25 protein-coding genes and 3 pseudogenes are annotated in these 24,139 nt (G+C 46.0%); 20 read left to right on the top strand and 8 right to left on the bottom strand.

What is annotated here, in order from left to right:
• Positions 1–44: 44 nt before the first annotated feature.
• On the bottom strand, positions 45–1,124 hold the full coding sequence (locus SB752_RS04055; protein ID WP_410714453.1) for an MFS transporter: 1,080 nt from the start codon (positions 1,122–1,124) through the stop codon (positions 45–47).
• 106 nt (positions 1,125–1,230) lie between these two features.
• Positions 1,231–1,326 (bottom strand): annotated as a pseudogene (locus SB752_RS04050) (hypothetical protein); the annotation flags it as partial.
• 398 nt (positions 1,327–1,724) lie between these two features.
• On the opposite strand from SB752_RS04050, the gene SB752_RS04045 reads away from it, so the two are divergent.
• The 4 genes and pseudogenes from SB752_RS04045 to SB752_RS04030 all read left to right on the top strand — a co-directional run.
• Entirely contained in the window at positions 1,725–3,704 is a 1,980-nt protein-coding gene (locus SB752_RS04045) for a GTP-binding protein (RefSeq protein WP_410714452.1), read from the top strand.
• A gap of 247 nt (positions 3,705–3,951) precedes the next feature.
• Positions 3,952–4,872 (top strand): aminoglycoside phosphotransferase family protein, encoded by a 921-nt coding sequence (locus SB752_RS04040; RefSeq protein WP_410714451.1) that lies wholly within the window; start codon positions 3,952–3,954, stop codon positions 4,870–4,872.
• Positions 4,873–5,005: 133 nt separating this feature from the next.
• Positions 5,006–5,068 (top strand): tetracycline resistance efflux system leader peptide, encoded by a 63-nt coding sequence (locus SB752_RS04035; protein ID WP_410714733.1) that lies wholly within the window; start codon positions 5,006–5,008, stop codon positions 5,066–5,068.
• A gap of 16 nt (positions 5,069–5,084) precedes the next feature.
• Positions 5,085–5,165, top strand: a pseudogene (locus SB752_RS04030) (hypothetical protein); the annotation flags it as partial.
• 141 nt (positions 5,166–5,306) lie between these two features.
• Here the strand turns inward: SB752_RS04030 and SB752_RS04025 are convergent.
• On the bottom strand, positions 5,307–6,086 hold the full coding sequence (locus tag SB752_RS04025) for a nuclear transport factor 2 family protein (protein ID WP_410714450.1): 780 nt from the start codon (positions 6,084–6,086) through the stop codon (positions 5,307–5,309).
• Positions 6,087–6,374: 288 nt separating this feature from the next.
• Between SB752_RS04025 and SB752_RS04020 the strand changes: the two genes are divergently transcribed.
• From SB752_RS04020 to SB752_RS03970, 11 genes are all read left to right on the top strand, one after another.
• Entirely contained in the window at positions 6,375–6,971 is a 597-nt protein-coding gene (locus tag SB752_RS04020; protein WP_410714449.1) for a TetR/AcrR family transcriptional regulator, read from the top strand.
• A 28-nt stretch (positions 6,972–6,999) separates the two neighbouring features.
• On the top strand, positions 7,000–7,197 hold the full coding sequence (locus SB752_RS04015) for a hypothetical protein (protein WP_410714448.1): 198 nt from the start codon (positions 7,000–7,002) through the stop codon (positions 7,195–7,197).
• A gap of 252 nt (positions 7,198–7,449) precedes the next feature.
• Positions 7,450–8,064 carry a VanW family protein gene (locus tag SB752_RS04010; protein ID WP_410714447.1) on the top strand — a complete coding sequence of 205 codons (615 nt, stop codon included), beginning with the start codon at positions 7,450–7,452 and terminating at the stop codon, positions 8,062–8,064.
• 152 nt (positions 8,065–8,216) lie between these two features.
• Positions 8,217–8,738, top strand: a complete 522-nt coding sequence (locus SB752_RS04005; RefSeq protein ID WP_410714446.1) for a hypothetical protein — start codon at positions 8,217–8,219, stop codon at positions 8,736–8,738.
• 235 nt (positions 8,739–8,973) lie between these two features.
• On the top strand, positions 8,974–10,173 hold the full coding sequence (locus tag SB752_RS04000) for a serine hydrolase domain-containing protein (protein WP_410714445.1): 1,200 nt from the start codon (positions 8,974–8,976) through the stop codon (positions 10,171–10,173).
• A 101-nt stretch (positions 10,174–10,274) separates the two neighbouring features.
• The gene (locus tag SB752_RS03995) at positions 10,275–10,901 is read left to right on the top strand and encodes a fumarylacetoacetate hydrolase family protein (RefSeq protein ID WP_410714444.1); all 627 of its coding nucleotides are present in this window, start codon (positions 10,275–10,277) and stop codon (positions 10,899–10,901) included.
• Positions 10,902–11,186: 285 nt separating this feature from the next.
• Positions 11,187–12,092: a C40 family peptidase gene (locus SB752_RS03990; protein WP_410714443.1), complete on the top strand. Its 906-nt coding sequence runs from the start codon at positions 11,187–11,189 to the stop codon at positions 12,090–12,092.
• A 226-nt stretch (positions 12,093–12,318) separates the two neighbouring features.
• Entirely contained in the window at positions 12,319–13,899 is a 1,581-nt protein-coding gene (locus SB752_RS03985; RefSeq protein WP_410714442.1) for an acetate--CoA ligase, read from the top strand.
• Between the two features lie 107 nt (positions 13,900–14,006).
• A complete protein-coding gene (locus tag SB752_RS03980) occupies positions 14,007–14,825 on the top strand; it encodes a transglycosylase domain-containing protein (protein ID WP_410714441.1) in 819 nt (272 codons plus the stop codon).
• A 606-nt stretch (positions 14,826–15,431) separates the two neighbouring features.
• Positions 15,432–15,569, top strand: coding sequence for a hypothetical protein (locus tag SB752_RS03975; RefSeq protein WP_410714440.1), 138 nt, complete (start codon positions 15,432–15,434; stop codon positions 15,567–15,569).
• A gap of 250 nt (positions 15,570–15,819) precedes the next feature.
• Positions 15,820–17,616 carry a beta strand repeat-containing protein gene (locus tag SB752_RS03970; protein WP_410714439.1) on the top strand — a complete coding sequence of 599 codons (1,797 nt, stop codon included), beginning with the start codon at positions 15,820–15,822 and terminating at the stop codon, positions 17,614–17,616.
• Positions 17,617–17,893: 277 nt separating this feature from the next.
• On the opposite strand, the gene SB752_RS03965 is transcribed toward SB752_RS03970, so the two are convergent.
• Positions 17,894–18,010, bottom strand: a complete 117-nt coding sequence (locus SB752_RS03965; protein WP_410714438.1) for a DUF4367 domain-containing protein — start codon at positions 18,008–18,010, stop codon at positions 17,894–17,896.
• Between the two features lie 208 nt (positions 18,011–18,218).
• Complete coding sequence (xerS, locus tag SB752_RS03960; protein WP_410714437.1) at positions 18,219–19,331, bottom strand: tyrosine recombinase XerS; 1,113 nt, start codon at positions 19,329–19,331, stop codon at positions 18,219–18,221.
• A 167-nt stretch (positions 19,332–19,498) separates the two neighbouring features.
• On the opposite strand from xerS, the gene SB752_RS03955 reads away from it, so the two are divergent.
• The 3 genes from SB752_RS03955 to SB752_RS03945 all read left to right on the top strand — a co-directional run bounded on the left by SB752_RS03955 (position 19,499) and on the right by SB752_RS03945 (position 22,336).
• On the top strand, positions 19,499–19,876 hold the full coding sequence (locus SB752_RS03955; RefSeq protein ID WP_410714436.1) for a (2Fe-2S) ferredoxin domain-containing protein: 378 nt from the start codon (positions 19,499–19,501) through the stop codon (positions 19,874–19,876).
• A gap of 307 nt (positions 19,877–20,183) precedes the next feature.
• A complete protein-coding gene (locus SB752_RS03950) occupies positions 20,184–21,377 on the top strand; it encodes a glycine C-acetyltransferase (RefSeq protein WP_410714435.1) in 1,194 nt (397 codons plus the stop codon).
• Complete coding sequence (locus SB752_RS03945; RefSeq protein WP_410714434.1) at positions 21,374–22,336, top strand: L-threonine 3-dehydrogenase; 963 nt, start codon at positions 21,374–21,376, stop codon at positions 22,334–22,336. Before SB752_RS03950 ends, SB752_RS03945 begins: the two co-directional genes overlap by 4 nt.
• A 96-nt stretch (positions 22,337–22,432) precedes the next feature.
• Here the strand turns inward: SB752_RS03945 and SB752_RS03940 are convergent, their stop codons facing one another.
• Positions 22,433–22,717: a hypothetical protein gene (locus SB752_RS03940; RefSeq protein ID WP_410714433.1), complete on the bottom strand. Its 285-nt coding sequence runs from the start codon at positions 22,715–22,717 to the stop codon at positions 22,433–22,435.
• A gap of 138 nt (positions 22,718–22,855) precedes the next feature.
• On the opposite strand from SB752_RS03940, the gene SB752_RS03935 reads away from it, so the two are divergent.
• Both SB752_RS03935 and SB752_RS03930 read left to right on the top strand, forming a co-directional pair.
• Positions 22,856–23,191 carry a hypothetical protein gene (locus tag SB752_RS03935; RefSeq protein ID WP_410714432.1) on the top strand — a complete coding sequence of 112 codons (336 nt, stop codon included), beginning with the start codon at positions 22,856–22,858 and terminating at the stop codon, positions 23,189–23,191.
• A gap of 29 nt (positions 23,192–23,220) precedes the next feature.
• Positions 23,221–23,373, top strand: a complete 153-nt coding sequence (locus SB752_RS03930; protein ID WP_410714431.1) for a hypothetical protein — start codon at positions 23,221–23,223, stop codon at positions 23,371–23,373.
• A gap of 85 nt (positions 23,374–23,458) precedes the next feature.
• Here SB752_RS03930 and SB752_RS03925 read toward each other — a convergent pair.
• Together SB752_RS03925 and SB752_RS03920 are read right to left on the bottom strand one after the other, a co-directional pair.
• Positions 23,459–23,644, bottom strand: a pseudogene (locus SB752_RS03925) (YozQ family protein); the annotation flags it as partial.
• 93 nt (positions 23,645–23,737) lie between these two features.
• Positions 23,738–24,106 carry a hypothetical protein gene (locus SB752_RS03920; protein ID WP_410714430.1) on the bottom strand — a complete coding sequence of 123 codons (369 nt, stop codon included), beginning with the start codon at positions 24,104–24,106 and terminating at the stop codon, positions 23,738–23,740.
• Positions 24,107–24,139 lie beyond the last annotated feature (33 nt).

The following is a 24,139-nucleotide window of genomic DNA, read 5'->3' as shown; positions in this document are numbered from 1 at the left end:
TTCACAACAAGCAAAGCTCCGGGAAAACCCGGAGCTTTACATCATTACTGCCTATTCCGCTTATAAAACATAACGAAGAGAATGCCGCCAAACGCACCAAGCGCCATAAAAATCAGCATCATATTGCTGTAAAGCGCGGCCGTTTGGCTCGTTACGGTTCCCACTAGCGCAGAGTCCAGCCACGGCTTCGTCAACAGTCCACCGACACCGGCGATGCCGATCCCTTCCGCGAGGAAGCAGGCGAAGTTAAGCATGCCCATACCGGAGCCCGCTTCATTCTCTTCCAGCGTACTGGCGACACTTGCGGAAACGGCGGTTTTTACAAACGATAGGCCGCCAAACGTCAGAATCATCGAAGCCGTAATATACCACGGCGCCCGATCCGTATAGAACAGGACGACCAGAAAACCGGCGGCAATCATGCTTAATCCGGTCAGCATCGCGGCGATATGACCGCGGCGGTCTGCCAGCATCCCGCCAAGCATCCCGCACAAAATGACGCTCAATGTGCCGGGGAACAGAATGGCGCTTCCGATGAGGCCGGTCGGCATATCGTACACCGCTCTCATCAGATAAGGCACCATGGAAATAAAGCCCGCGACCGTGCCGAGAAGCAGTGCGCCTGTGAGCACGCCGGCAAGGTACCTTTTCTTCCGGAACAGGAACGGTTCCAAGAACGGCTCCCGGTGCTGGCGGATATGAAGAGCGAGAAGCGCAAACAGAACCAGACTTGCAGCCAAGTAAATCCAATCATACAGCGTCGTAAACAGCGCAAACGACAAAATGCCTGCAGACAACAGCACCGCTCCGGTCATGTCGAATGCTTTTCTCTCTGTCGTCTCGTCAGGCAGCGTCCGAAGTACGAACGGCAGGGCCAGCAGCGACAGCAGCGGCAGCGCAAACAACAGCGACCAATGCATATAGCCGGAAACCGCGCCTCCGATGACCGGACCGAGTCCCTCGCCAAAGGCAACGACTGAGCCGATCAGGCCGAAAGCTTTGCCCTGTTTTTCCGATTCGACAACCTTGACGATCATCACCATAATGAGCGACGGAATGGCCGAAGCCCCGATTCCCTGCAAAAAACGCGCGGCCAGCACGCTCGGATACCAGCCATGACCCAACAGGCCGACCACCGAACCGAAACCGCAGGTTAGCATACCGAACGAACAATAGCAGCATTCGCATGCCTGTATGCTCCGATATTTTGCCGTACACGGCGACGCCAATAGCGAAAGAAAGCGAAAAACAGGTGTTGGTCCAATTGGCCGCAGACGGCGCAATATGGAAATAAGCGGCAATGTCCGGCAACGAAACGTTAAACATGGTTTCGTTCATGACGCTGAAAAACGTCAAAATACTCAACCACAGGATGAATCGCGACGCTTGAACTGCATTTCTGTGTTGCACTTGAATATAACCCCTTTAAAGGAAGGGGAATCGCAGTTTATAGGGTCAATGATGCGCCTTCCCCTAAATGTTGTACCCTTGCGAAATTGTTTTGCCGCATGATATGCTACGCCTCCAAATTAGTAAAAATGAGAAAATAAACCAATCAGATTATATCATAACCGCTCAAATGACGTAAGCGTCATTTCATTGGAATAATCCGTAAAATCCGTATATACTGGGGTTAATACTATAGATTGGAGTGATCAGAATGCGGCAACTTAACCACATTCGAAAGGAGAATAACATGAACGGAGAAAAGAGGATTTTAACGCATGCATATTATAAATATAGGGATTCTGGCGCACGTCGACGCCGGAAAGACAAGTCTGGCTGAGCGTATTTTGTATGATAAGAAGGTCATCGACGAGTTAGGTAGGGTAGATCAAGGAAATACACAGATGGATGCTATGGAGGTGGAACGGGAAAGAGGCATCACGATCAAAGCATCTGTCGTTTCTTTTGATCTTCATGGATTGAAAGTTAATTTGATCGATACGCCGGGTCATGCGGATTTTATCGCGGAAGTGGAGCGGTCCCTGAGCGTATTGGACGGCGTGATCCTGGTGGTTTCGGCGGTGGAAGGCGTTCAGGCGCAGACCAAAATCCTGTTTTCCGTTCTGAGGAAAATGGGGCTTCCCACGATTTTGTTTGTGAACAAAATTGACCGTCCTGGCGCGCAATCCGAGATGGTGATCGAACTAATCCGCGAAAAGCTGACGCCCAATGCGTTTCCCCTGTGTCAGGTTGAACATGCAGGCATGAAAAATGCGTCCATTGTTGAGCACCGTTTCGATTGGGCTGTGGACCCCGATTTTATGGAACGATGCATCGAGCTGGCGGCAGCGCATGACGAGCAGGTATTGGAAGCTTATGTTAACGGCGATGCGATAACGGAAGAACAAGTAAAAGAGACATTCGGAAAGCAAGTAAGGCAAGCGAACATCTACCCGGTTTATTTCGGATCCGCCATGACGGGAGTGGGCGTGTCCGGTCTGCTCGGTGGTGTGGCCCGATGGTTTCCGGTGAACGAGCACGCTGAGGGAGAGCAGTTGTCTGGAGTCGTATTTAAGCTCGAAAAAGAACCGTCCGGCGAAAAAATCGCCTATGTCAGACTGTTCTCAGGCAGCTTAAACATGAGAGAACAAGTGAAGCTGCAGCAGAAAAACGGGCAGGGCGAATTCGAAGCGCGCACCTGCAAAATTAAAAAGCTTCACGCCTTGATGAACGGAAAAGTGGTTCCCGCCGCCAAGGTAAACTCGGGGGATTTAGGCAAAGTATGGGGGCTGGAGGACGTCCGGATCGGGGATGTCATCGGCGAGAAGTCTCATCTAATCAAGCATTTCAGCTTCGCAGTTCCACAAATGGAGACGCGAATCGAAACGGCGGAGCCAAGCAAGGACCATCTGTTGTACAAGGCGCTTATCGGTTTGTTGGATGAAGATCCGTTAATCCAAGTGATGAAAGATGATGTTCATCAGGACCTTTATATCCGCATTTTCGGCGAAGTGCAAAAAGAAGTGATAGAAGCGGCCTTGAGGGAACAGTATGATTTGGAAGTCAGATTTTCGGAGACTAGAACGGTTTGCCTGGAAAAACCGGCAGGAACGGGTCAGGCGCTGGAGATCATCGCGGAGGGCGATAATCCTTTTTATGCGACCGTGGGGTTTAGAATTGAGCCCGGCTTGCCCGGAAGCGGAGTCGCCTACGCTTTGGAAGTCGAATTGGGCTCGCTGCCGCTGGCCTACCAAAAAGCCATTGAGGAGACGGTCCGCCAAACCTTGAAACAAGGGCTGTACGGCTGGGAGGTCACCGATATCGTCGTGACCCTGACTCATACCGGTTATTTCAGTCCGGTATCGACAGCGGGCGACTTTAGAAAGCTGGCTCCTCTTGTATTGATGGAGGCGCTGGCGCAGGCGGGTACACATGTTTATGAGCCTATTCATGCGTTCGAGTTAACGGTGCCAGCCGCAATGATGAGCAAAGCGATCTACAAATTATCCGCGATCCAAGCGGTTGTGCATGAAACGGCTATGAATAACGGTATGTGTCACATAACAGGCAACATTCCTGTAGCCGCAACGGAGAGCTTCAAAAGAAGCTTGCATGCGTTTACCCAAGGGGAAGGCTTCATGCTCGTTGAACCGGCCGGATTCGTAAGGCTGCATGGTGAAGTGCCGACAAGAGCTCGGACCGACTACAATCCGTTAAACCGGAATGAATATTTGCTTCACGTTCTGCGCGCTTATTAAGATGCTTAACCCGGCAGGTGTTTGAAAGCTTGGTGATATCCCCTCATGGTTGACTGTGTTTAAAGCCCCACTGTTACACTTGGGTAAGACGCAATTGACCAGAGGGGATTTTTTATGGCTAAAAAAGGACAGACATTTAAGGTCTATACAGAAGAGGAAAAAATGGAAGCTGTACATATGCTGACAGTCAAGCACTGATTTTGAGATTGAGCCATAATTAATATAAACATTGAGGAGAAAATTAGTTATGAATTTATTTACGAACGAAATTAACGGATGGGATTCATGGGGAAAATTATGCCTAACTATCTCTACCTTTGAACCATTGATAAAAAGTATATTTGTTAAAGAAAAGCTTCATTTTACAAAAATAGAACATTGTACTCCCGGTACTAATGCAGTATTTAAGGTGGGAGATTATGTGATAAAAATATTTGCACCAAAGGAATCCGGCATAGACAACACAGCAGATTTTGAAACAGAATCATTCGCTATGCATAGAGCTATTAGGCTTGGTGTCTCTGTACCAAAACTTATCACAAGTGGATTTATACAAGACAAATACAGATTTTCATATATGATTATGGACTATGTCAATGGTACAGAAATAAACAAATTAAACAAAAACCTTACTTTTGAAGAAAAGGTTACTATAGGTCAAAGGTTGCGTTTAATAACTGATGCAATAAACACACCTTGTAGTTCGTTTAATGGTATTGATGTTATCCACGATAAAGATAGGCAAAACCGATGGGAAAAATACACTAAGTATTTCAGAAAAGAACGGCTTAATTATATTCATACTCATGATTTTGGAGAAAAAGTATTTGTTCATGGGGATTTAAATGGTGATAACATATTACTTACCCGTGATCAAAAGCTGTATATCATTGATTTTGCCGATGCCGTACTTGCTCCCGCTGTATATGAACATGCTTTGATAGCGTGTGAATTATTTCAATTTGATAAAGCATTTATGATAGGCTACTTTGGCAATTACAATATTGATGAAATAACCGAGCTTGTTTTTAACGGAATATTGATACATGACTTTGGCGGTGATGTTATCGAACAATATGTTGGCCAGCTAAGTGAATTTGATAGTTTGAGAATATTACGTGAACGGCTTTATTTGTCGATCAAATACAACCAAACAAAACAAATATAATCTTTAGTTTGTTATCTTCAGTCGCGATATACGCACTAGAGCTTCATTATATAGAAAGCTATCGGGAGGGAACAAATAAAACCGGAAGCTATATGTGATAAAATATACGAATCATATTAAGGAGGAGTTATTTATGAAGTGCAATAAATATAACTGGGGACAATCTAAAGAGGGAAGCGTATCAATGACCCTATAAACTACGGATGCCCCTCATTTTTGGAGGACTTTCTTTTACGAAAACAGTTATATCCACCATTGTTTCGAGTAGTTTGAAACAAAAGGAAACTGGTGCTCATGCAGCTAGCTGAGCAGAAGAAGCTTGATCTTGACCGTGATATGAATGACTATTTGCAGGGAATGAAGATTGTCAATGCGAAAGACATCACCATTATTTAAAGTGGCGATGTCTTTTTTGCGATTCAGTTGTCCAAACTTTAAAATCTGCTGTTCGAATTTTTCCGCTTTTCTGGGGGCAGTATGGCTTCGATTATGTCCCAATGCTCGGCGATCTTTCCATTCTCGACGCGGAACAAGTCGTAGAAAGCGTTAGGCTCTCCATTAATGAGACCTTCGCTTATCGTTAGAACAAAATCGCCTTGACCGATCACCTGATGAATATGCGTGTATTGCATTTCAATATGTTGCTCCTCCATTGCCCGAACTGCAGCGCCAAGACCGGAAAGGCCGTCTGCAATATGTGGATCATGCTGAATATAATGATCTCCATCAAAGTAAGTGGTAAGGAGGCCTCGATTCTTCCCGATCATAATATCTTCGACAAAGCATTTGACATATGCTTTATTCGCATCCGTCTTATCGATATCCTTAATCGTGACCGGTCCGTCAAACATCGTATGATTGCTTGGCGTTTTCTTCACCATCTCTTGCAAGTTGTCCCAATGCTCGACGATTCGTCCATTCTCAAAACGAAAGATATCAAAGCCGATTTTGGGACCGTGAAAATCATATACAGAATGAAGAGCCACGTAATCTCCATCGACTAAAGCGCGCTTAATGCTAACCTTTAGCCCCAAATTCTTCAGATGATCAAGTGCACCAAGCATGGCCGCACGACCATCGGGCAAAGCCTGGTTGTGCTGAATGTAATTATCGGGATGAACGTAATTCAAAATCGCTTCAGGGTTGCCGCTTTCTAAGCTTTCCAGTACTGCAATTGCTTTTTGGACAAGCTCATTCTGAGTGTTTAGATCCATTAGAATTGCTCCTTTATTTATCAGAGGTTGAAATTTCATTTAAGAGGGGGACACCTAATGACGGACTTGCTTAATCATGACAATTGTCTTCATCTAGACATACCTCTTTTCATTGGATTAATGGTCATTAGATAAATAATGGACATTTGTTGTTTATTTATCTTTCGCTCATTATAATTGGAGTGAATACAACGCTCAATATTCAATCATTTTGATTTTGAAGGATAAAATACAATTCAGATCACTTTGTCGCATAACGACTCAAATTTTTTTCTAGGAGAGAAGAGAATGAACAAGAAAGTCGATCTAAGAATACGGCGCACAAAGCAATCGATTCGAACGGCTTTTTTTGAACTTATTCAAGAAAAAGGATATGAAGCGATAACGATCCAGGATATTGCCGATCGGGCTATGATTAATCGAAACACTTTTTATCTTCACTACGAAAATAAACCTGACTTATTACATACTTGTATAGATGGGCTGTTAAGCGAAGTGAAGAATGTAATCGTTCAATGTCCGATCAACGAGAATCCATACAGTATTTCGAAGCTCGAGACAGTCATGCGAGCTATATTGGAACATATTACGCGCAACACATCTTTTTACCGTGCAATGTTAATTGAAGAGAATAGAATCTATCAGTTTCGAGAGCAAATGGAGAATATCATAAAAGATAAATTAAATGAGGGGGTCCATCCTAATGCAGGAAAATCCCCTGTCCCCATATCCAAGGAATTGCTGCTTGAATATCTTGTATCGTCCTTCATGGGAGTTATCATTTGGTGGATTAAGAACGATCAGCCTCTTTCTGCTAGTGAAGTTTCCTCGCAGTTTAGTAGATTGGTTGCCTACGGTCATTTGAAAACCGCGGGTATCGAATAATAGTGGCCAAGAGGGAGAAAAGGAGAGCATGAGGGTTCGGCTGCTTTTTCGAGCCTTCGCGAAGCAGCTAGAGGTCGATGCCATTATCGTCAACCGTGTCTTGAAAGCAGATTTCAGTGGCATTAATAAATGGGGTCTGGATATGGACGACTGGAATATATTTGTGAATTCGTACGTTTTCTCCCATAACGTACGCTTTAAGGAAAAAACAGAGCACTCGGTGTGATCGACGACGAGGAATAACAAACAAATAGATGAAGGAAGACCAATGAATTGCTGGTCTTCCTTTTCTGTTTACACGCTGTCCTTCCCATCAGTACCTGTGTAAAAAGACCAACATTTTCAGGTTGATCTAACTTTTAATCGTACGTAACATAATAGAGGTAAAGTGAAAAAGTTCGTGGCAGATGTAAACATTCGGTTTTCATAGATGATTTTTTTCATTCAATAATAAAAGTAGAAGTGAGGGAGAACTTTCATGAAGAAATTCAAGTCTTTAGCGGCTTGTACGGTTGCTACAGCATTGCTGTTTTCTTTGGGCACATCAATCTTTCCAGTCTCAGCCTCTGCCAAAAGCAGCTCAGAGCTTACTCCGATGGAGCTGAGAGCCAAGTATCTAAAGAAAATGGAGATTAATGAAAAGGATGTCCTGGGCTTTTATCATACGACGATGGACACCAGCTCTGAAGCACGCAGACACAATATCGAAAAAGCCATGAGAAAAATTAACAATGAGAAAATTATGCCGAGTGAAGTATTCTCCTATAACAAGGAGGTCGGCAATGCGAATCTTGAAGACGAAGGATGGAAAAAAGCAGGAGTGATCTTGAACGGTCAACTTTCAGATGATTATGGTGGAGGGATTTGTCAGGTTTCCAGTACGCTTTTCAATGCCACTGAAGAGGCGAAGATGACGATGGTCGAACGCCATAATCACAGCAAGTCGGTCGGATACGTACCAGCGGGTCAAGACGCGACCGTGGCTTACGGATTACTGGATTTCCAATTCTCTAACCCTTATAATTTTCCTGTGAAAATTAAAGCAAAAGCGTATGATGACAAACATGTTGTAGTAGCAATCGTACGGGCATAAAAAATAGACATGGACCAAGGAGCAGGGTGTACCCCTTGAGGGAAGCCCTGTTTTTTATGTCTAAATTACCCTCCTAAAAAATGGATAAAAAGTTTTGAAGGATGGTTTTTAGTCAAGCATTCCGGACCATACTTTGGAGAGGGAGGTGCGTGATGTATATAAAGGTGACAGGAAACAGCGAGGATCAACGGGTTCTTGTAATGGGAGAGCCTCTGATTCGGCAAGAGCAAGATGACTATTATCTTTTGCCAGGCAGATTGGTTTGCGCATTGAAGCCGGATGATCTGCCCATAGGAATTCGTTTTAAACTCGCTGGTGCACTTCCCTCCGGGTACGGTTTTTATCGCGAAGACACCGTCGTTTTTTGTAGAATCAATAAATCGTCATCGCTATGGATTGACGTGACCTCCTCTTATCTCGTTTCGGAGTGGGATGGATTATTTCCATTGGAGGCAACGGTTCTCGCGCGAAAAACAACCCTTGAGCAGCAGGAGCGCTTTTGCTCTATCACGTGCGAAACGGGCGAGCAGCTTATGAAAATCCGTTACGCGTTCTCATGGAGTACAGAGGTGGAGCTTGATTTAGAGAAAGCGCTGGAAGACATATGCGATACCGTTTTTGAAGTTGAAGCGAGAGGAAATGCCCGTCTTTGGCCAGGCTATGGGCAATGTTAGCCACTCGAAAGCAATGCCAGTAATAGCGTACAAGTAAAAGGTTGGGTTAATTTGAGGAAGAGCTGCTTGCTGATAGCAGCTTTTTTTGTTGAGCAATACCTGCCCATTAAAACGTGAAAACAAAACGTTTGGACAGAGAATCTGCTATCATAAAGGTAAGTTTTGGTAATGAGGCGAACATGCAAACTTCAAAGTGATCAAATGAGTTGAATCAAGAAGGAGGGACGGACGGACAATGGAATCAAAAGGCTTCTCGAAGCTGCGGCTTCAGCGCATGCATGATGTTTTAGCAGGCTTTGTAGATCGGGGAGAAATACCTGGAATGGTGACGCTAGTAAGCCGAAAGGGAGAGGTGCATGTGGAAGAGCTCGGTAAGCATGCGATCAACGGAAATAGGCCCATGCGCCGTGATACGATATTTCGAATTGCCTCGATGACGAAGCCGATAACCGCGGTAGCGGCGATGATTCTCGTAGAACAATGCAAGCTGAGATTGGACGAGCCGCTGGATCGATTCTTGCCGGAACTCGCCAATCACAAGGTTTTGAGATCACTTGAAAGCCCTCTCGAGGACTTCGTACCAGCGAACAGAAGTATTACTTTACGCGATTTGCTGACCTTTCGCTTAGGTATTGGTGCTGTGATGGCCCCTCCTGATACATATCCGATTCAGAGAGCCATGGACGAGGCTGGCCTTTCCCCAGGTCCGAATCCACCTACACTTCCTTCAGATGAATGGATGAAGCGGCTCGGCAAGCTGCCTTTCATCTACCAGCCGGGTGAAACGTGGATGTACCATACTGGCTCCGACATTCTTGGGATCGTAATAGAACGCGCATCCGGCCAAAAGCTGGAGGACTTTTTCCGTGCGTGTATATTTGAGCCTCTTGGAATGAAGGACACGAGCTTCTACGTACCGCTAGAAAAGCTGGATAGGCTGCCTCCGAGCTACATGCGAGATCACGGGACCGGTGATTTGATCGTGCAAGATGATCCTGATCATAGCAGATGGGGCAGCATGCCTGCTTTTCAATCCGGAGGCGGAGGTCTCGTATCGACGGTAGACGACTATCTCGCCTTCTGCCAGATGATGGTGAACAAGGGCAGTCATGGCCGTGAGCGCATCTTGTCTCGGGCGAGTGTCGAGCTCATGACTGCGGACCACTTGACGATCGCACAGAAGGCGTCAGCACGTATATTTTTTGGTGACAGCAGCAGCTGGGGCTTCGGAGTCGGCGTAAATATACAGCGTGACGATCTGTTCTTAGTTCCGGGACGTTTTGGTTGGGACGGAGGGATTGGAACATCAGGGTATTCCGATCCGGCAGAAGACATGATCGGGATTTTGATGACACAGCGCCTCATGGATTCGCCAGCACCCCCAAACATTTTCAGTGATTTTTGGACATTGGCCTATCAAGCGATAAATGACTAGGCGGGTGCATCGACATCAAGAAGCGTAACTTTTTTCCTAAAGTTGGGGCATGGCCATGATATAGTAACAATGAGTGAATAGCTGCTAAAGGAGAGGACACAATGGAAACGATTCAAAATATTTATTGTGTAGGCCGCAATTATCGCCTTCACGCCGCAGAATTGGGCAACGACGTACCTACGAAACCGATGATTTTTGACAAGCCGACTCATGCATTGGCTGAGGCTGTTGGGAACGAAATCGAGCTGCCGGGCACACGTGGAGAGCTGCATTATGAAGCAGAGCTCGTTATACATATTGCCCGACCGTATGAAGCGGGCGTTTCACTTGCGCAAATGGTTGATAAAATTGCGCTTGGCATTGATTTTACGCTCCGAGATGTACAGAGTGAATTGAAAAAGGCTGGCCATCCATGGCTATTGGCAAAGGGATTTAGAAACTCCGCCATTTTGACACCCTTTCATGCATTCCCTGGAGTGGATGCCCTGCAAAATACCGACTTTTCCTTATTGAAAAACGGTGAGCAGGTACAGCGCGGGAAAATTAGCGATGTGATTTTTGATTTGATGACGATCATTACGTATATTTCGGACAATTTTGGCTTGGATCAAGGCGACATTATTTATACAGGTACGCCAGCAGGGGTAGGGCCCATTGCAGACGGTGATGTAATGACGCTCGTTTGGGGCGAGGAAAACTGGGGTCAATTTACCGCGAAGCTGAAGTAGGCGACCGCCTCTTGATTGGAACAAAAGAACCATCTTCTGACATGATCTTGCAGAAGATGGTTCTTTTATAGGTAAGAAGTGTGGTTGAAAGCGTTTCTCAACACATCTGGTTCTATGGTACTATAAGGCAAGAGCGGCATAGTTTGCACCTTGTTTTCAGACTAGTCCGATGCTACCAAATCCGTGATTGGTAAATTTTACGGTCTTATCCTCCCGTTTCCTCTTGAGGTAATCTGTCCATGTACCCGACGACGGGTTCCACAACATGGCAAGGAGGAAAAGAAAGTGACGAAACGAGATTGGGTAATGAAGTCAACAGTAGCAGTCATCCTGAGTACGTCCCTGTTAATGGGTGGTCAAATTGGACAAGCGGCCGCTAAGACACAAGATTCACAACAATCAAAAATTGTGGACATTGCATCTTCATTGATTGGAAAAGATTACGAGTACAAAGCAAAAGGACCGAAACAGTTTGGCTCGGCTGAATTGGCAACCTATACTTACAAACAAGTGGGTATTTCCATCGGAAGCACCATCGCGAGCCTGTCCAAGGCAGGGAAGAAAGTCTCCCAAAGCAGTGTAGAGCCAGGGGACCTGGTATTCTTCTCATCCAACGGCAGCAGCACTGCTTCCTTCATGGGCATCTACATAGGCAATGATCAATTCGTTTATTCTTCGCAAGGGGAAGATGCGGTTGTACTGAAAAGCTATTCTGAGTATAGCAAAAAATTCGTCACAGCACGTCGCATCCTCGATGGATCTGGCTCCTCTGACAATTCTTCTAATACGCCAGAAAAACCAGCAAGCGACATTGCCAGCAAGGTTATCAAAAATGGTGAAAAGTACATGGGCACGAAGTACAAATACGGCTCAAGCAGCAGCACAACCAAAACGTTTGACTGCTCATCCTTCACTCAACGCGTCTTTAAGGAAGCAGGTATCACCTTGCCACGCGATTCCCGTCAGCAATCGACTGTAGGCAAATCTGTATCCAAAAAAGATCTGCAAAAAGGTGATCTGATCTTCATGAAGGCTTCCGTCAACAGCTCTTCAGACCGGATTACACACGTTGCCATTTACGCAGGAAACGGTAAGATTCTACATACCTATGGCAGCCCTGGCGTAACGTACTCCAAGTTCGATGGCACGAACTGGGAGAAACGTGTGGTAAAAATCAAGCGAGTTATCTAACCTGCTTCCATAAGAAACGCGATGATCTGGCTCTCGTGCATAGCATGAGAGTCTTTGTTATTATGTAAGACGCAAATGGTGTGCAATAGTTACTCCATTTGTCGTTGCCAATTATTTCATTAGTATGCTAATAAATTTGGGTTTAAAATAGACAGAATAAAGGAAAAATGTAAAAAACGTCGAATACTATTTTTCTGTATATATGAAAAAACTGGAGGTGTGTCATTTGCAATTGAACATGCCAGCATTTTATAACTTTGCTGCACAAGTGGATGAATGGGCGAGGAAAACTCCGGACAGACGGGCAGTCTGGGAGCTGGACGAGCAAGGACACGAGCATATATTGACATACGAGGAGCTGCGCCGCTATTCCAATCGGATTGCCAACGGTCTTTCTTCCATCGGGATTGGGCGCGGAGATAGAGTATTGGTCCTTGTGACACGGGGAACGCTTGCGTATGGTCTTTATCTTGCATTGCTAAAGGTAGGGGCTGTCATCCTGCCGGGCTCAGAGATGTTGCGTCACAAAGATATTGAATACCGTGTCAATCACGCAAAAGTGAAAGCAGTAATTGGATTTGATGGCGTGCTGGATGAAGTAGAGCCTACTCGCGGGAGCTGTGCCTCACTTAGCCACTACATTACAGCAGGAGATGCCAAAAAGGGCTGGATTTCTCTGGGTAGCCTGCTGGCGGATCAGGACGACGAATTCACTGTTGTGAACACAGCTTCTGACGAACTAGCCTTTCTTTCCTATACATCGGGAACAACGGGTGGACCTAAAGGCGTCATGCATGTACACGGCTGGCCTTTCGCTCATTTGGCAGTAGCAGCGTCGCAGTGGCTGGATGTCCGCGAGGGAGATGTGGTTTGGGCGACGGCAGGGCCAGGCTGGGCAAAATGGATTTGGAGTCCTTTTGTCTCCACACTCGGTATGGGGGCAACAGCGTTTGTATATAAAGGAAGATTCAGCGCAGAGAATTATTTGACTATTTTGCAAGAGTACCCGGTTTCAGTATTGTGTGCGACTCCAACCGAGTATCGGCTGATGGCAAAAGTATCTGACTTGAATCAATACAAGCTGCTTGCATTGCGCTCCGCATGTTCGGCAGGTGAGCCGCTCAACCGGGAAGTGATTGATACATTCCGCAGGGAGTTTTCGATTACCGTACGTGATGGCTACGGACAAACAGAAAGTACGCTGCTGGTCGGTACGTTTGTTGGAATGGAGCCGAAACCAGGATCAATGGGAAAACCATCGCCAGTAGTACGAATCGCCATTATCGACGAAGAAGGTGAAGAAGTCGCTGTAGGCAAGGTAGGCGATATCGCCATCGATCGAAATATGGTTGCACTGTTTAAAGGCTATTTGGATGATCCGGTGCGTACAGCTAAAGCGTTTCGCGGTGATTGGTTCGTAACAGGCGACCAAGGACGTATGGATGAGGATGGGTATATTTGGTTTGAAGGACGATCCGACGATATTATTATTTCTGGCGGGTACACGATCGGGCCGTTCGAGGTGGAGGATGCGCTGGTGAAGCACCCTTCGGTGGCGGAATGTGCGGCAGTCGCCAGCCCTGATCCAGAGCGCGGTAATGTCGTAAAAGCTTTCATTATATTAAAGAAAGGCAACACTCCTTCTGATGAATTGGTGGTAGAACTGCAAGATCATGTCAAACGCCTAACGGCTCCATATAAATACCCACGTAAAATCGAATTTGTACAGGAGCTGCCTAAGACGACCTCAGGAAAAATCAGACGAATCGAGCTACGTCAGCAGGAATCAGGTCAGCATCAATCCTAAAACAACGAAGATTACGGAAATGTAAGGTTACTGTAATTAGATTCGATGGGATCAAACACGCTCACCCCCTACAATGATAGTAGAAGCAAGACAAGGGGGATGTGCGCATGAACCACTATTCCATACCCGTTGTTGGCAATGCGCAAACATATGTTGCGACAAACGAGAGAGAGCGAGTAGAAGAACAGGGCTCGACTTGGAAAAAACGAATCAGAATTGTACTGATTACAATAGTAGCATGCACTGTCCTAGCCCCTATTCTTTGGGGCTGGGCCGGGAATCTATGGATTGATGAAAAGAAATTGGCTGCGCTGCATGATACAAAAACAGCGACGTATGTGAAGCTGGATGAAATGCCTGATTATATATGGAAAGCTTTTGTTGCGATAGAAGATCATCGCTTCATGCAGCATGGTGGAGTTGACCCAGTCGCGCTGGGTCGGGCGCTTTGGATTGATGTGCGTCAGGGAGGTTATGTGCAGGGTGGCAGCACGATCACGATGCAATTAGCCCGCAATCTTTTTTTGACTGACGATAAAACAATGCTGCGAAAAGCAAAGGAAATGGCGATCGCCCTTCAGCTGGAACAGAGATACAGTAAAAAAGAGCTGTTGGAAATGTATCTAAATGTCATTTACTTTGGTCATGGAAAATACGGGATCGGAGAAGCGAGTGCCTTTTATTTTGGAAAGTCAGCCAAGGCCACGGGTAAGGACGCGATCACGTTGGGTGAGGCAGCAATTCTTGCCTCGTTGCCGAAAGCACCAGAAAACTACTCACCCATCAAGCATTGGCAAAATGCGAAAGAGCGGCAAAGCGTCGTCTTGAATCGTATGGCTCAGCTGGAGGTAATCGATCAGGCACAGAAACAAAAGGCTCTGACCGAAACCATCCGTGTGACGAAAACAGTAAAACCCGCTTCGTAAAGAAAATCGTAGCAAAAATCTCCTCCTGTCATCTGGCAGGGGGATTTTTGTGCGATCACCCTTCAAGGCTGGAATGTTGTTTACACGGATCAACAGGATTGGCGATTGAGCTTCCTTGGTCGCCAATGTGATCAATTTGAGACTGAAGTGGATTGTAATACCAGTGTGATAGGACATAATTAATCGAACTTGAGACAAAGATTATCGGACTAATGACAAGATTAAACGGATAGACGTAAGTCAAAGAAGTTAGCCTCTAGATATCGAATGTCTGGTGGCTTTATTTGCCTTGTTCTGAGGGATGTCAGTCTGGGATCAAGATCGTGAATATTAGCCTGTAGCAGTCAATGATGAAAGCCTCACCCTTTGAGCCTATTTTGCCTGGAATGATGGTAATCAACTTACCGGATCTTCTTAACAGACTACAGAGTGTGCATGGCGGCCTTCCATGTTGTTTGAGGGAATTCGTTAACCTCTTAGGCATACGTGCATAGGCTACAGTAAAAATCGAATCCGCGGAAGGGAGGCATGCGATTTTCTTACGGAAAACAAATGCCACTGCGGATTTTGGATGAGGCGAGTTTTGGAAGCTTCAGGAGGTGGAGCATGCGGAGGTGGTACGGGCGCTTGTACCCAATCTGGAGAACCGGATTGTTTAAGCGTGGCCAAGAACGGGGACGGGCTTCGGCCGGAGTTTTCAAGGACGTGATGGAACTCGTGCACTTTGCCTTATTAGAAAGCTAACAATTTATTTTGTTGTTGCTAGATCAGTTGGGTACAGTGAGCAAAGTATTGAAAACATAATCCACGGGCCATAATTGAACAAACAATTCAAAAGAGAACTACATAATATAATGGATTAATTTTTTTATAAGGCAATGAATGCAGGATTATTCAAGAACCATATATTTGATTATAAAAGTTAAAATTTTGAACGAAAGGAGGGGAATATGAAATAGTAAAGCACAATAATGAAATTGGCAGATCACAGCCTATGGTTAGTATTACGCCTCCACCTGGTTGTCCACTAATTTATCCTGGGCCACTCCCAGACCCTCCAGATCCTCCTGGGGGAGCCACCGGAGTCACAGGAGCCACGGGAGCCACGGGAGCCACCGGACCAGCAGGACAACCAGGAGGAGCAACTGGTGAGACGGGAGCCATTGGAGCTACGGGTTCAACTGGTGAGACGGGAGCCACCGGAGCTACGGGTTCAACTGGTATAACAGGAGTAACCGGAGTTACGGGGGTAATTGGTGAGACGGGAGAAACCGGAGCCACGGGTTCAACTGGTGTAACAGGAACAACCGGAGTTACGGGGGTAACTGGTGTAACAGGAGCCACCGGAGCCACGGGTTCAACTGGTGTAACAGGAACAACCGGAGTTACGGGAGCAATTGGTGTAACAGGAGCCACCGGAGTTACGGGGGTAACTGGTGTAACAGGAGCCACAGGAGCCACGGGATCAACTGGTGTAACAGGAGCAACTGGAGCTACGGGTTCAACAGGTGTAACAGGAGCCACCGGAGTCACGGGATCAACTGGTATAACAGGAGCCACCGGAGCTACGGGATCAACTGGTGTAACAGGAGCCACCGGAATTACGGGGGTAACTGGTTATACGGGAGCCACCGGAGCCTCGGGTTCAACTGGTGTAACAGGAGCCACTGGAGCTACGGGTTCAACAGGTGTAACAGGAGCAACAGGAGCTACGGGATCAACTGGTCTAACAGGCGCCACCGGTGTTACGGGGGGAACTGGTGTAACGGGAGCAACCGGAGCCACGGGTTCAACAGGTTCAACAGGTGTAACGGGAGCAACCGGAGCCACGGGTTCAACTGGTGTAACGGGAGCAACAGGAGCAACCGGAGTCACGGGTTCAACTGGTGTAACAGGAACCACCGGAGCTACGGGGTTAACTGGTGTAACAGGAACCACCGGAGCTACGGGAACAACTGGTGTAACAGGAGCAACTGGAGCCACGGGAACAACAGGTGTAACAGGAGCAACAGGAGCTACGGGATCAACTGGTCTAACAGGCGCCACCGGTGTTACGGGAGCAACCGGAACTACGGGAACAACTGGTGTAACGGGAGCAACCGGAACTACGGGAACAACTGGTGTAACAGGAGCAACAGGAGCTACGGGATCAACTGGTCTAGCAGGCGCCACCGGTGTTACGGGGGGAACTGGTGTAACGGGAGCAACCGGAGCCACGGGTTCAACAGGTTTAACAGGTTCAACAGGTTCAACAGGAGCCACTGGGGTAACTGGTACGACAGGTGCAACAGGAGCCACTGGGGTAACTGGTACGACAGGAACAACCGGAGTCACGGGGTTAACTGGTGTAACAGGAACAACAGGAGTCACTGGTGTGACAGGAGCCACCGGGCCCAGAGGGGCTATTCAACAATTTCAGGTATCTGAGAATTCCCCAAATACATCTGGAAGTTCGAGCATTCCTCTTACTTCTGTCGCTACAACACTAAAAACGATCACAGTTACTGGAGTGACTGCTGGAGAAATTGTTTGGTTAACAGGTATTGTAGGATGGGAGTCTACTGCTGGTACGACCGCTGTTCAATTACAAATCCTGCGTGGCGCTACAATCATTTTTAGCATCAACCAGCATGCAGCTGGTAATAACACATTTTGTACAACGAGTGTAGATCATGTGGATTTAACTCCCGGGACAGGAAATGTTACGTATTCCTTAATTGCATTGACGACAATTGGCACTGCCAATGCAATTGGTGCAATTACTTTTACAGGGGCATTGCTGACGTCTTAGTAGAAAAGGCGGCTAATTCACTGAGTTGGTCGCTTTTATTTAGTCTTCATAAAGTGGTGATTAGAAAAAATTTAGGTGAAAATGTGAAATGGAAGCAACCAAGATGTTCGAGTTAATGGCAAAGATCTTGACAAGATGCTCATCTTAGGTTCTGTTTATGTGCCTGCTCGTAAGTTGGTCAAAGCCCTTGGATTACAAGTGGAATCAGGTGACCAAAGCTGTAAGACTGAAGGTTGCGTAAAGCGTGTCTCTTATATTGGTCAAACAGATACTGTTCCTACTCTAGAGACTTTGCAATTTTAATCATTTCTTCTTTAGACAGTCTAGCACTAACCATTTCGACATAAGTGCCTTTTTGAATCCAATGAAAATACCCACAAGGGATAACATTCACACTATTTCTGGTACTAATCTAAGCTTTAAATGTCCTTCAATGTTATTTAATCGAACAAATTTTGCAGATTACCCAAAGTTTGTAACTCACGCAGGTATGTAGGAATTCTTATCACAGCGCTTGCATGAAAAGGTGGAACATAAAGAAATAACCATCCGAAGATGTTCCAGAGTCGGATGGTTATTCAACTTCCCGCGCGCATTAATGCTTACGTGGTTCGATTGACGGCTTTTCCTAGAGCATCCTCTAGGACATGAGCATACTGCATGGTTGTTTCGATTTTGGAATGTCCCAGTTGCGCCTGGAGCTGATGCGGATCAGGATTCAAACGCAAAAACTGGGTCGCAAAGCTGTGCCTTAGCTTATGTACGGACAAGTCTGGGATTCCAAAAGCTTTGGCGTATTTTTTCACCAGCTTTTGAACGGAGCGAACCTCAATCCGGTGTCCATTTGGGTTGGTGGGGGCGACGGCAAGAAAGACGGCATCTTCCTGGTGCGATGGCATATATTTGTCACGTTGCTGCAAATAGCGCCCCAAGTATTCTTTTCCCCAATCACTGAAAAAGGGAGCGTCCTCTTTTTTACCTTTACGCACCATTTTCAGCTGATTTTTTTCCATAACGATATCTGACAGGTCCAAACTCACGATTTCCGATACGCGGAATCCTCCAGAGAGAATCAAAGCAATAATAGCGCTATCACGATCGCGGTTTTGCAGATGAAACTGCTGCTTTTTCAGCGTGTCGCAATGTGCGAGGTAACCGTTGTAGACAAAATCGACGAACTGGTAAATTTCATCGTCAATCAAGATTTTGGCACGAATGGCATTCGCTCGGGCTAAGGGGGTGAGCTCAATCATTTCCACCTCGATCTTGGCAAGCACATTGCGGGTTAAGTACGATTCGCCATGATCATCCTCTGCTAATGCAGCCAAATAATGAAACAATGACTTCAGACTGGAAATCTTTCGGCTGATTGTTCGATCGCTGTATTCTTTTTTTGCACTGCGGGTAGGGTTCGTCAACAGGGCAGATCGCTCATACAGATGAGATTCCTGTAAGTACAAGATGTAGCTTTCTACCGTTTCCTTCCTGAGGTCATTGAGATCCTGCAAAGGAATATGCTTCATATCAGAGACTGGGGTCAAGCCTTCTGTCATCATCCAACGGAAGAAAAACGTAATATCACGCAAGTAGCCGAGCAAGGTGGAGGGAGAATTTTTCTTCGCTTTTTTATGTTCAATGAACTTCTCCACATACCAGGGAAAGGAGCCCATTAATTCTAAAAGCTGCAAGGCATCGCGTTGCTTGGTTACGGACATGCTTTCACCACCATCTATCATATTTGTGTACGAACATATATTCTATCAAAAACAAAACGTTCTGGGAATTGCTAATTGCGCTATTTACAGGCATGATGAGAAGAGATATAGTAAAACGGTGGATAAACGTAATCATTACGTTTTGTTGCAGGGAGGAGTGACAGGAAGTGGCAACCTGGGATTTATCGCAAACAACGCACCATGTATTGATCTGCAATGGCGGCAGCTGTATGCGTAAAGGTGGAGAAGAAGTAACGGTAGCACTTCGGGAATCAATCACAAGAGCCGGTTTGGATGATGTCGTACATACTACCCGCACGCGCTGTAATGGACGGTGTGAGGATGCCTGTGTAGTGATCGTTTATCCAGAGGGGATCTGGTATGAAAACGTGACGCCAGAGAATGCAGACCTTTTGGTTGAGCAGCACCTGCGTAATGGTGAGCCAGTCGAATCATGGATGACGCATCGCTTTATGCCAGGTGGCTTTGCACGGACGGAATCGGCGAGACGAGGCAGTTTAAAATCGGAAAAAGCCAAGAAATAAAGCAAAACCACATTCCACTTGAAATGGTGGAGAGTGGTTTTTTGTTTTTTTAACGCTAAGTCTAAGATTGCTCGAGAAGGAGAACTTTATGGGGAGGGACACATTTTTTTGTGAAAGCGCGATCATTTATGTCTTTCTCATATGGACATTACATGTAAAAGGTGGTAACCTAATAGCAAATAAGGTTGATTTAGAGCGTTTTAAACAAAAATATAGCGTCCATACGGAGTGTACATTTGTTTTTGTGGAAATTACGAAAGCAGTCCGCACGTGTACAGCCCATGGTCGAATGCTGGAGGGATTCTCGTTGGCGAGCAAAACATTGGAGCATTTTTTACAAGAAAATTTGACTGATCTGAAAAGCAAAGGTCTATACAATGTCATCGATCCATTGCAAAGTGCAAATGGCCCGGTCATCACGATCTCTGGAAAAAAACTGATCAATCTTTCCTCCAATAACTACCTCGGTCTGGCAACAGATCAACGTCTTATTGATGCGGCTGTTGCTGCTGCACAAAAGTATGGCGTAGGTGCCGGTGCAGTTCGGACTATCAACGGTACGCTTGAGCTTCATACACAGCTCGAAGAAAAGCTTGCAGCTTTCAAGCACACAGAAGCAGCAATCGCGTATCAGTCTGGCTTTAACTGCAATATGGCTGCGATCTCGGCGGTCATGGACAAAGATGATGCCATTTTGTCCGACGAGTTGAACCACGCTTCGATTATTGATGGTTGCCGCCTGTCGCGTGCACAAATCATTCGCGTCAATCACTCCGATATTGATGATCTGCGCGCGAAAGCAAAAGAAGCAAAAGAGTCCGGTAAATTTAAGAAATTGATGGTCATTACAGACGGAGTTTTCTCCATGGATGGTGACGCTGCCAAGCTCCCTGAAATTGTGGAGGTTGCCGAAGAATTCGATTTGATTACGTACGTAGATGATGCACACGGCTCCGGTGTTTTAGGGAAAGGTGCAGGTACTGTGAAGCACTTTGGCTTGTCGGACAAAATCGACTTCCAGATCGGAACTCTTTCCAAAGCGATTGGCGTAGTTGGTGGCTATGTAGCCGGCCGCCAAGAGCTGATCGACTGGCTCAAGGTCCGCAGCAGACCATTCCTGTTCTCCACAGCGTTGACACCTGCAGATGTGGCAGCGTCGATTACAGCTATCGATATTTTGCAAAAAAGTACAGAGCTGCACGACAAGCTATGGGATAACGGCAATTACTTGAAAAAAGGCTTGAAAGAGCTCGGCTTTAACATAGGCGAGAGTGAAACACCGATTACACCATGCATCATCGGCGATGAGCAGCAAACACAAGAGTTCAGTAAACGTCTTTATGCAGAAGGCGTATATGCGAAAGCGATTGTGTTCCCAACTGTAGCAAAAGGTACAGGTCGCGTACGCAACATGCCAACGGCAGCACATACAAAAGAAATGCTGGATCAAGCCCTGAGCATCTATGAAAAAGTAGGCAAAGAAATGGGGATTCTCAAATGAAAAAGATACTGGTAACAGGGGCGTTGGGGCAAATCGGGTCCGAGCTGATTACGAAGCTGCGTGATGTGTATGGTGCCGATCAGGTTGTAGCGACCGATATTCGCAAAAAAGAAGACGATCCAGTAGTGCAAGCTGGGCCGTTTGAGGTATTGGATGTGACGGATGGAGAGCGGATGTTTGAGCTTGCCAAAAAGCATCAGGTCGATACGATTATGCATTTGGCAGCACTCCTATCCGCAACAGCAGAAGCAAAGCCGCTACTCGCTTGGAACCTGAACATGGGTGGATTGGTTAACGCTCTGGAGACTGCACGTGAGCTGAACTGCCAGTTCTTCACGCCTAGCTCCATCGGTGCTTTTGGTCCGTCCACGCCAAAAGACAATACGCCACAAGATACGATTCAACGTCCTACGACGATGTATGGTGTAAATAAAGTCTCAGGAGAACTGTTGTGCGACTACTACTACCAAAAATTTGGGGTAGATACGCGCGGTGTGCGTTTCCCTGGTCTCATTTCGTACGTAGCACCTCCAGGTGGAGGAACGACAGACTATGCCGTAGATATTTACTACAAAGCGATTCAAGACAAAGCATACACTTCCTATATTGGAAAAGGCACTTATATGGACATGATGTACATGCCAGATGCGCTCAACGCGATTGTCGGGCTGATGGAAGCTGATGCATCCAAGCTCATTCACCGCAATGCGTTTAATGTTACTGCGATGAGTATCGAGCCAGAGGAGGTAGCGGCATCGATTCGCAGGCATATTCCTGAGTTCAAGCTTTCTTACGAGGTAGACCCGGTTCGTCAAGCGATTGCCGATAGCTGGCCGAATTCGATTGATGCGACCGCTGCTATGCAGGAATGGGGCTTCAAAGCAGAATATGATTTGGATAAGATGACAGAAGACATGCTGGCGAAATTGCGGGGAAAGCTGCTGCAAAAGGTCGGTTAACCATATAACATAGCACATAAAGCTGCCACTTACTGTAATCAACAGGGTGGCAGTTTTTTTGTACCAAAAAATTGCAACTTCCTTGTCCAGCGTCAACTACCATTCGTACGTATTTTTCAGCTGCTCCATCGACTGCAAAAATTGTGTCCGCGCCTCCGGTTGCGATAAAAGCTGCTGGACGTAACCCTTATCAATCAAAAGATTAGCAACATGATAATTATGGTGCAGCAAGTATTGATTCTTGTCGTCCAAAAGCCACATCAGAAACCATTTCTGTGTTTGCAGTAAACGGATATGCTGCTGTAGCTCGTCTTCCGTTATCCAAGGGGCAATGCATTCAAATGAGAATAAATTGTCAACCAAGCGAGAAAAATAGCCCATTGTGCACCTCCACAACAAGAACTCTCCTAGAAAATACGATACGACGAGCCACTTGGTTTCAAGTTCCATTGTTTCGGATGTGTTTTTCTTCATTCGGGCAAAATAGTTGGGAGCTTGGATGAAAGGATGGCAATCATTATGACCAAAAAAGATTATGTTCTCACGATTCTGGAAAATATCGAAAAGCATAAGGGGATGTTCCCACAACAATTGCAAACACAGTTGGAGGAAGTGAGACAGAATATCGAAGAGACTTCGCCAGAGTCGTTCTTTTTACAGACAAATGGTGTTGTTACCGGATCGGCGCTCCAGCAGTCCAAAGAAACGAAGAACCCCTTGTTTGCTTTATCGGAAGTGTATTTCGATCTGAAAAAGATTGCAGAAGCAAATAGAGATACATGCCCAGAACTGATTTCAGCGATTACACAATATGAGGGCTTAACGAACGAATCAGAGGGTTATTCTCCAGAGTAACTATCATGAGAAGACAAAGGAGGGGAACGATGGATTTGCGAGCTAGCTTGAAAACGGACAAAGAAATGAAGGAAGCAAAAACACAATCCACACAGGCATCAACCGATAAGGATCGTGAGGAACCACAGATTGAGAGCTGGGGATGGACGAATAATGCGGATACGGTTCACCAAAACGATTAATCAGACAAAAACCGTCCCAGATCAGGACGGTTTTTTCCAAGTCTCACTTGTTTCTTTAAGCATGTCCCATAACAGTTTGAGGTACCTACATATTATTTTCCCCTGTATTTTCATCTAGGTTTCCATCGCTCGTACCTTCTACGTATACATCGCTTACTTGTTCATGCGTAACAGCTAAACCTTTCTCTGTCTGAGATGTGCTCTTGTAATAGGATGGATCGTACATTTTCTCGGCGACCTCATCAGTAGCGTTGAACAGTTCCTGATTGTTTTTCATCACAGTTCCTCCTGTAAAGGGTTGATTTCCCGACGGATCAAGAGCGGTAATCGTACATACCTAGTAATAATTTATGCAAAAGAGTACCTAACTAACGTATTCTGCCGTATAGGAATTTGTACCAGCATGCACAGAAAGCAACGTATTGGCATATCCAACCAGGCGATTGACAATCTCGTCTACTACTGCGTAGACAAGAGGATGCAAGATAGGGTCATAAAGCTTTGGATCATCGAAGATCACAGTGGTGTGAATGAATACATCTCGATTCCCAAACAGATCGTAATGAATGAACACTTTTCCGCAAGCTCCTTTTGTCTGAGGATCTTGGTATCCCGGCAGAAAAAGATACCATTCTTCGGCTGTTGCCGAGCGGAAATTTTTCGTGAAAGTTAGACCTTGTATCGCTTCATCTGTTTTTGCTTTTAGTTCGGTGCTCATCAAAATATCCGACAATTTTTCTTCCTCCTTTTACTCCTTTTCAGTATG

This window comes from Brevibacillus sp. SIMBA_040, from assembly GCF_046535075.1.
In the GTDB taxonomy this organism is placed as follows: Bacteria; Bacillota; Bacilli; order Brevibacillales; family Brevibacillaceae; genus Brevibacillus.
The sequence above is the reverse complement of the archived record's forward strand: the minus strand, read 5'-3'. Positions and strand labels throughout refer to the sequence as shown.

Bases quoted from the DNA above. Each gene is read 5' to 3' on its own strand.
- SB752_RS04045 (WP_410714452.1), top strand. From the start codon at position 1,725: ATGCATATTATAAATATAGGGATTCTGGCGCACGTCGACGCCGGAAAG.
- SB752_RS04020 (WP_410714449.1), top strand. From the start codon at position 6,375: ATGAACAAGAAAGTCGATCTAAGAATACGGCGCACAAAGCAATCGATT.
- SB752_RS04010 (WP_410714447.1), top strand. From the start codon at position 7,450: ATGAAGAAATTCAAGTCTTTAGCGGCTTGTACGGTTGCTACAGCATTG.
- SB752_RS03970 (WP_410714439.1), top strand. From the start codon at position 15,820: ATGGTTAGTATTACGCCTCCACCTGGTTGTCCACTAATTTATCCTGGG.
- SB752_RS03945 (WP_410714434.1), top strand. From the start codon at position 21,374: ATGAAAAAGATACTGGTAACAGGGGCGTTGGGGCAAATCGGGTCCGAG.
- SB752_RS03930 (WP_410714431.1), top strand. From the start codon at position 23,221: ATGGATTTGCGAGCTAGCTTGAAAACGGACAAAGAAATGAAGGAAGCA.
- SB752_RS04000 (WP_410714445.1), top strand. From the start codon at position 8,974: ATGGAATCAAAAGGCTTCTCGAAGCTGCGGCTTCAGCGCATGCATGAT.
- SB752_RS04025 (WP_410714450.1), bottom strand. From the start codon at position 6,086: ATGGATCTAAACACTCAGAATGAGCTTGTCCAAAAAGCAATTGCAGTA.
- SB752_RS03935 (WP_410714432.1), top strand. From the start codon at position 22,856: ATGACCAAAAAAGATTATGTTCTCACGATTCTGGAAAATATCGAAAAG.
- SB752_RS03980 (WP_410714441.1), top strand. From the start codon at position 14,007: ATGAACCACTATTCCATACCCGTTGTTGGCAATGCGCAAACATATGTT.
- SB752_RS04015 (WP_410714448.1), top strand. From the start codon at position 7,000: ATGAGGGTTCGGCTGCTTTTTCGAGCCTTCGCGAAGCAGCTAGAGGTC.
- SB752_RS03975 (WP_410714440.1), top strand. From the start codon at position 15,432: ATGCGGAGGTGGTACGGGCGCTTGTACCCAATCTGGAGAACCGGATTG.
- SB752_RS04005 (WP_410714446.1), top strand. From the start codon at position 8,217: ATGTATATAAAGGTGACAGGAAACAGCGAGGATCAACGGGTTCTTGTA.
- xerS (WP_410714437.1), bottom strand. From the start codon at position 19,331: ATGTCCGTAACCAAGCAACGCGATGCCTTGCAGCTTTTAGAATTAATG.
- SB752_RS03995 (WP_410714444.1), top strand. From the start codon at position 10,275: ATGGAAACGATTCAAAATATTTATTGTGTAGGCCGCAATTATCGCCTT.
- SB752_RS04040 (WP_410714451.1), top strand. From the start codon at position 3,952: ATGAATTTATTTACGAACGAAATTAACGGATGGGATTCATGGGGAAAA.
- SB752_RS03940 (WP_410714433.1), bottom strand. From the start codon at position 22,717: ATGGGCTATTTTTCTCGCTTGGTTGACAATTTATTCTCATTTGAATGC.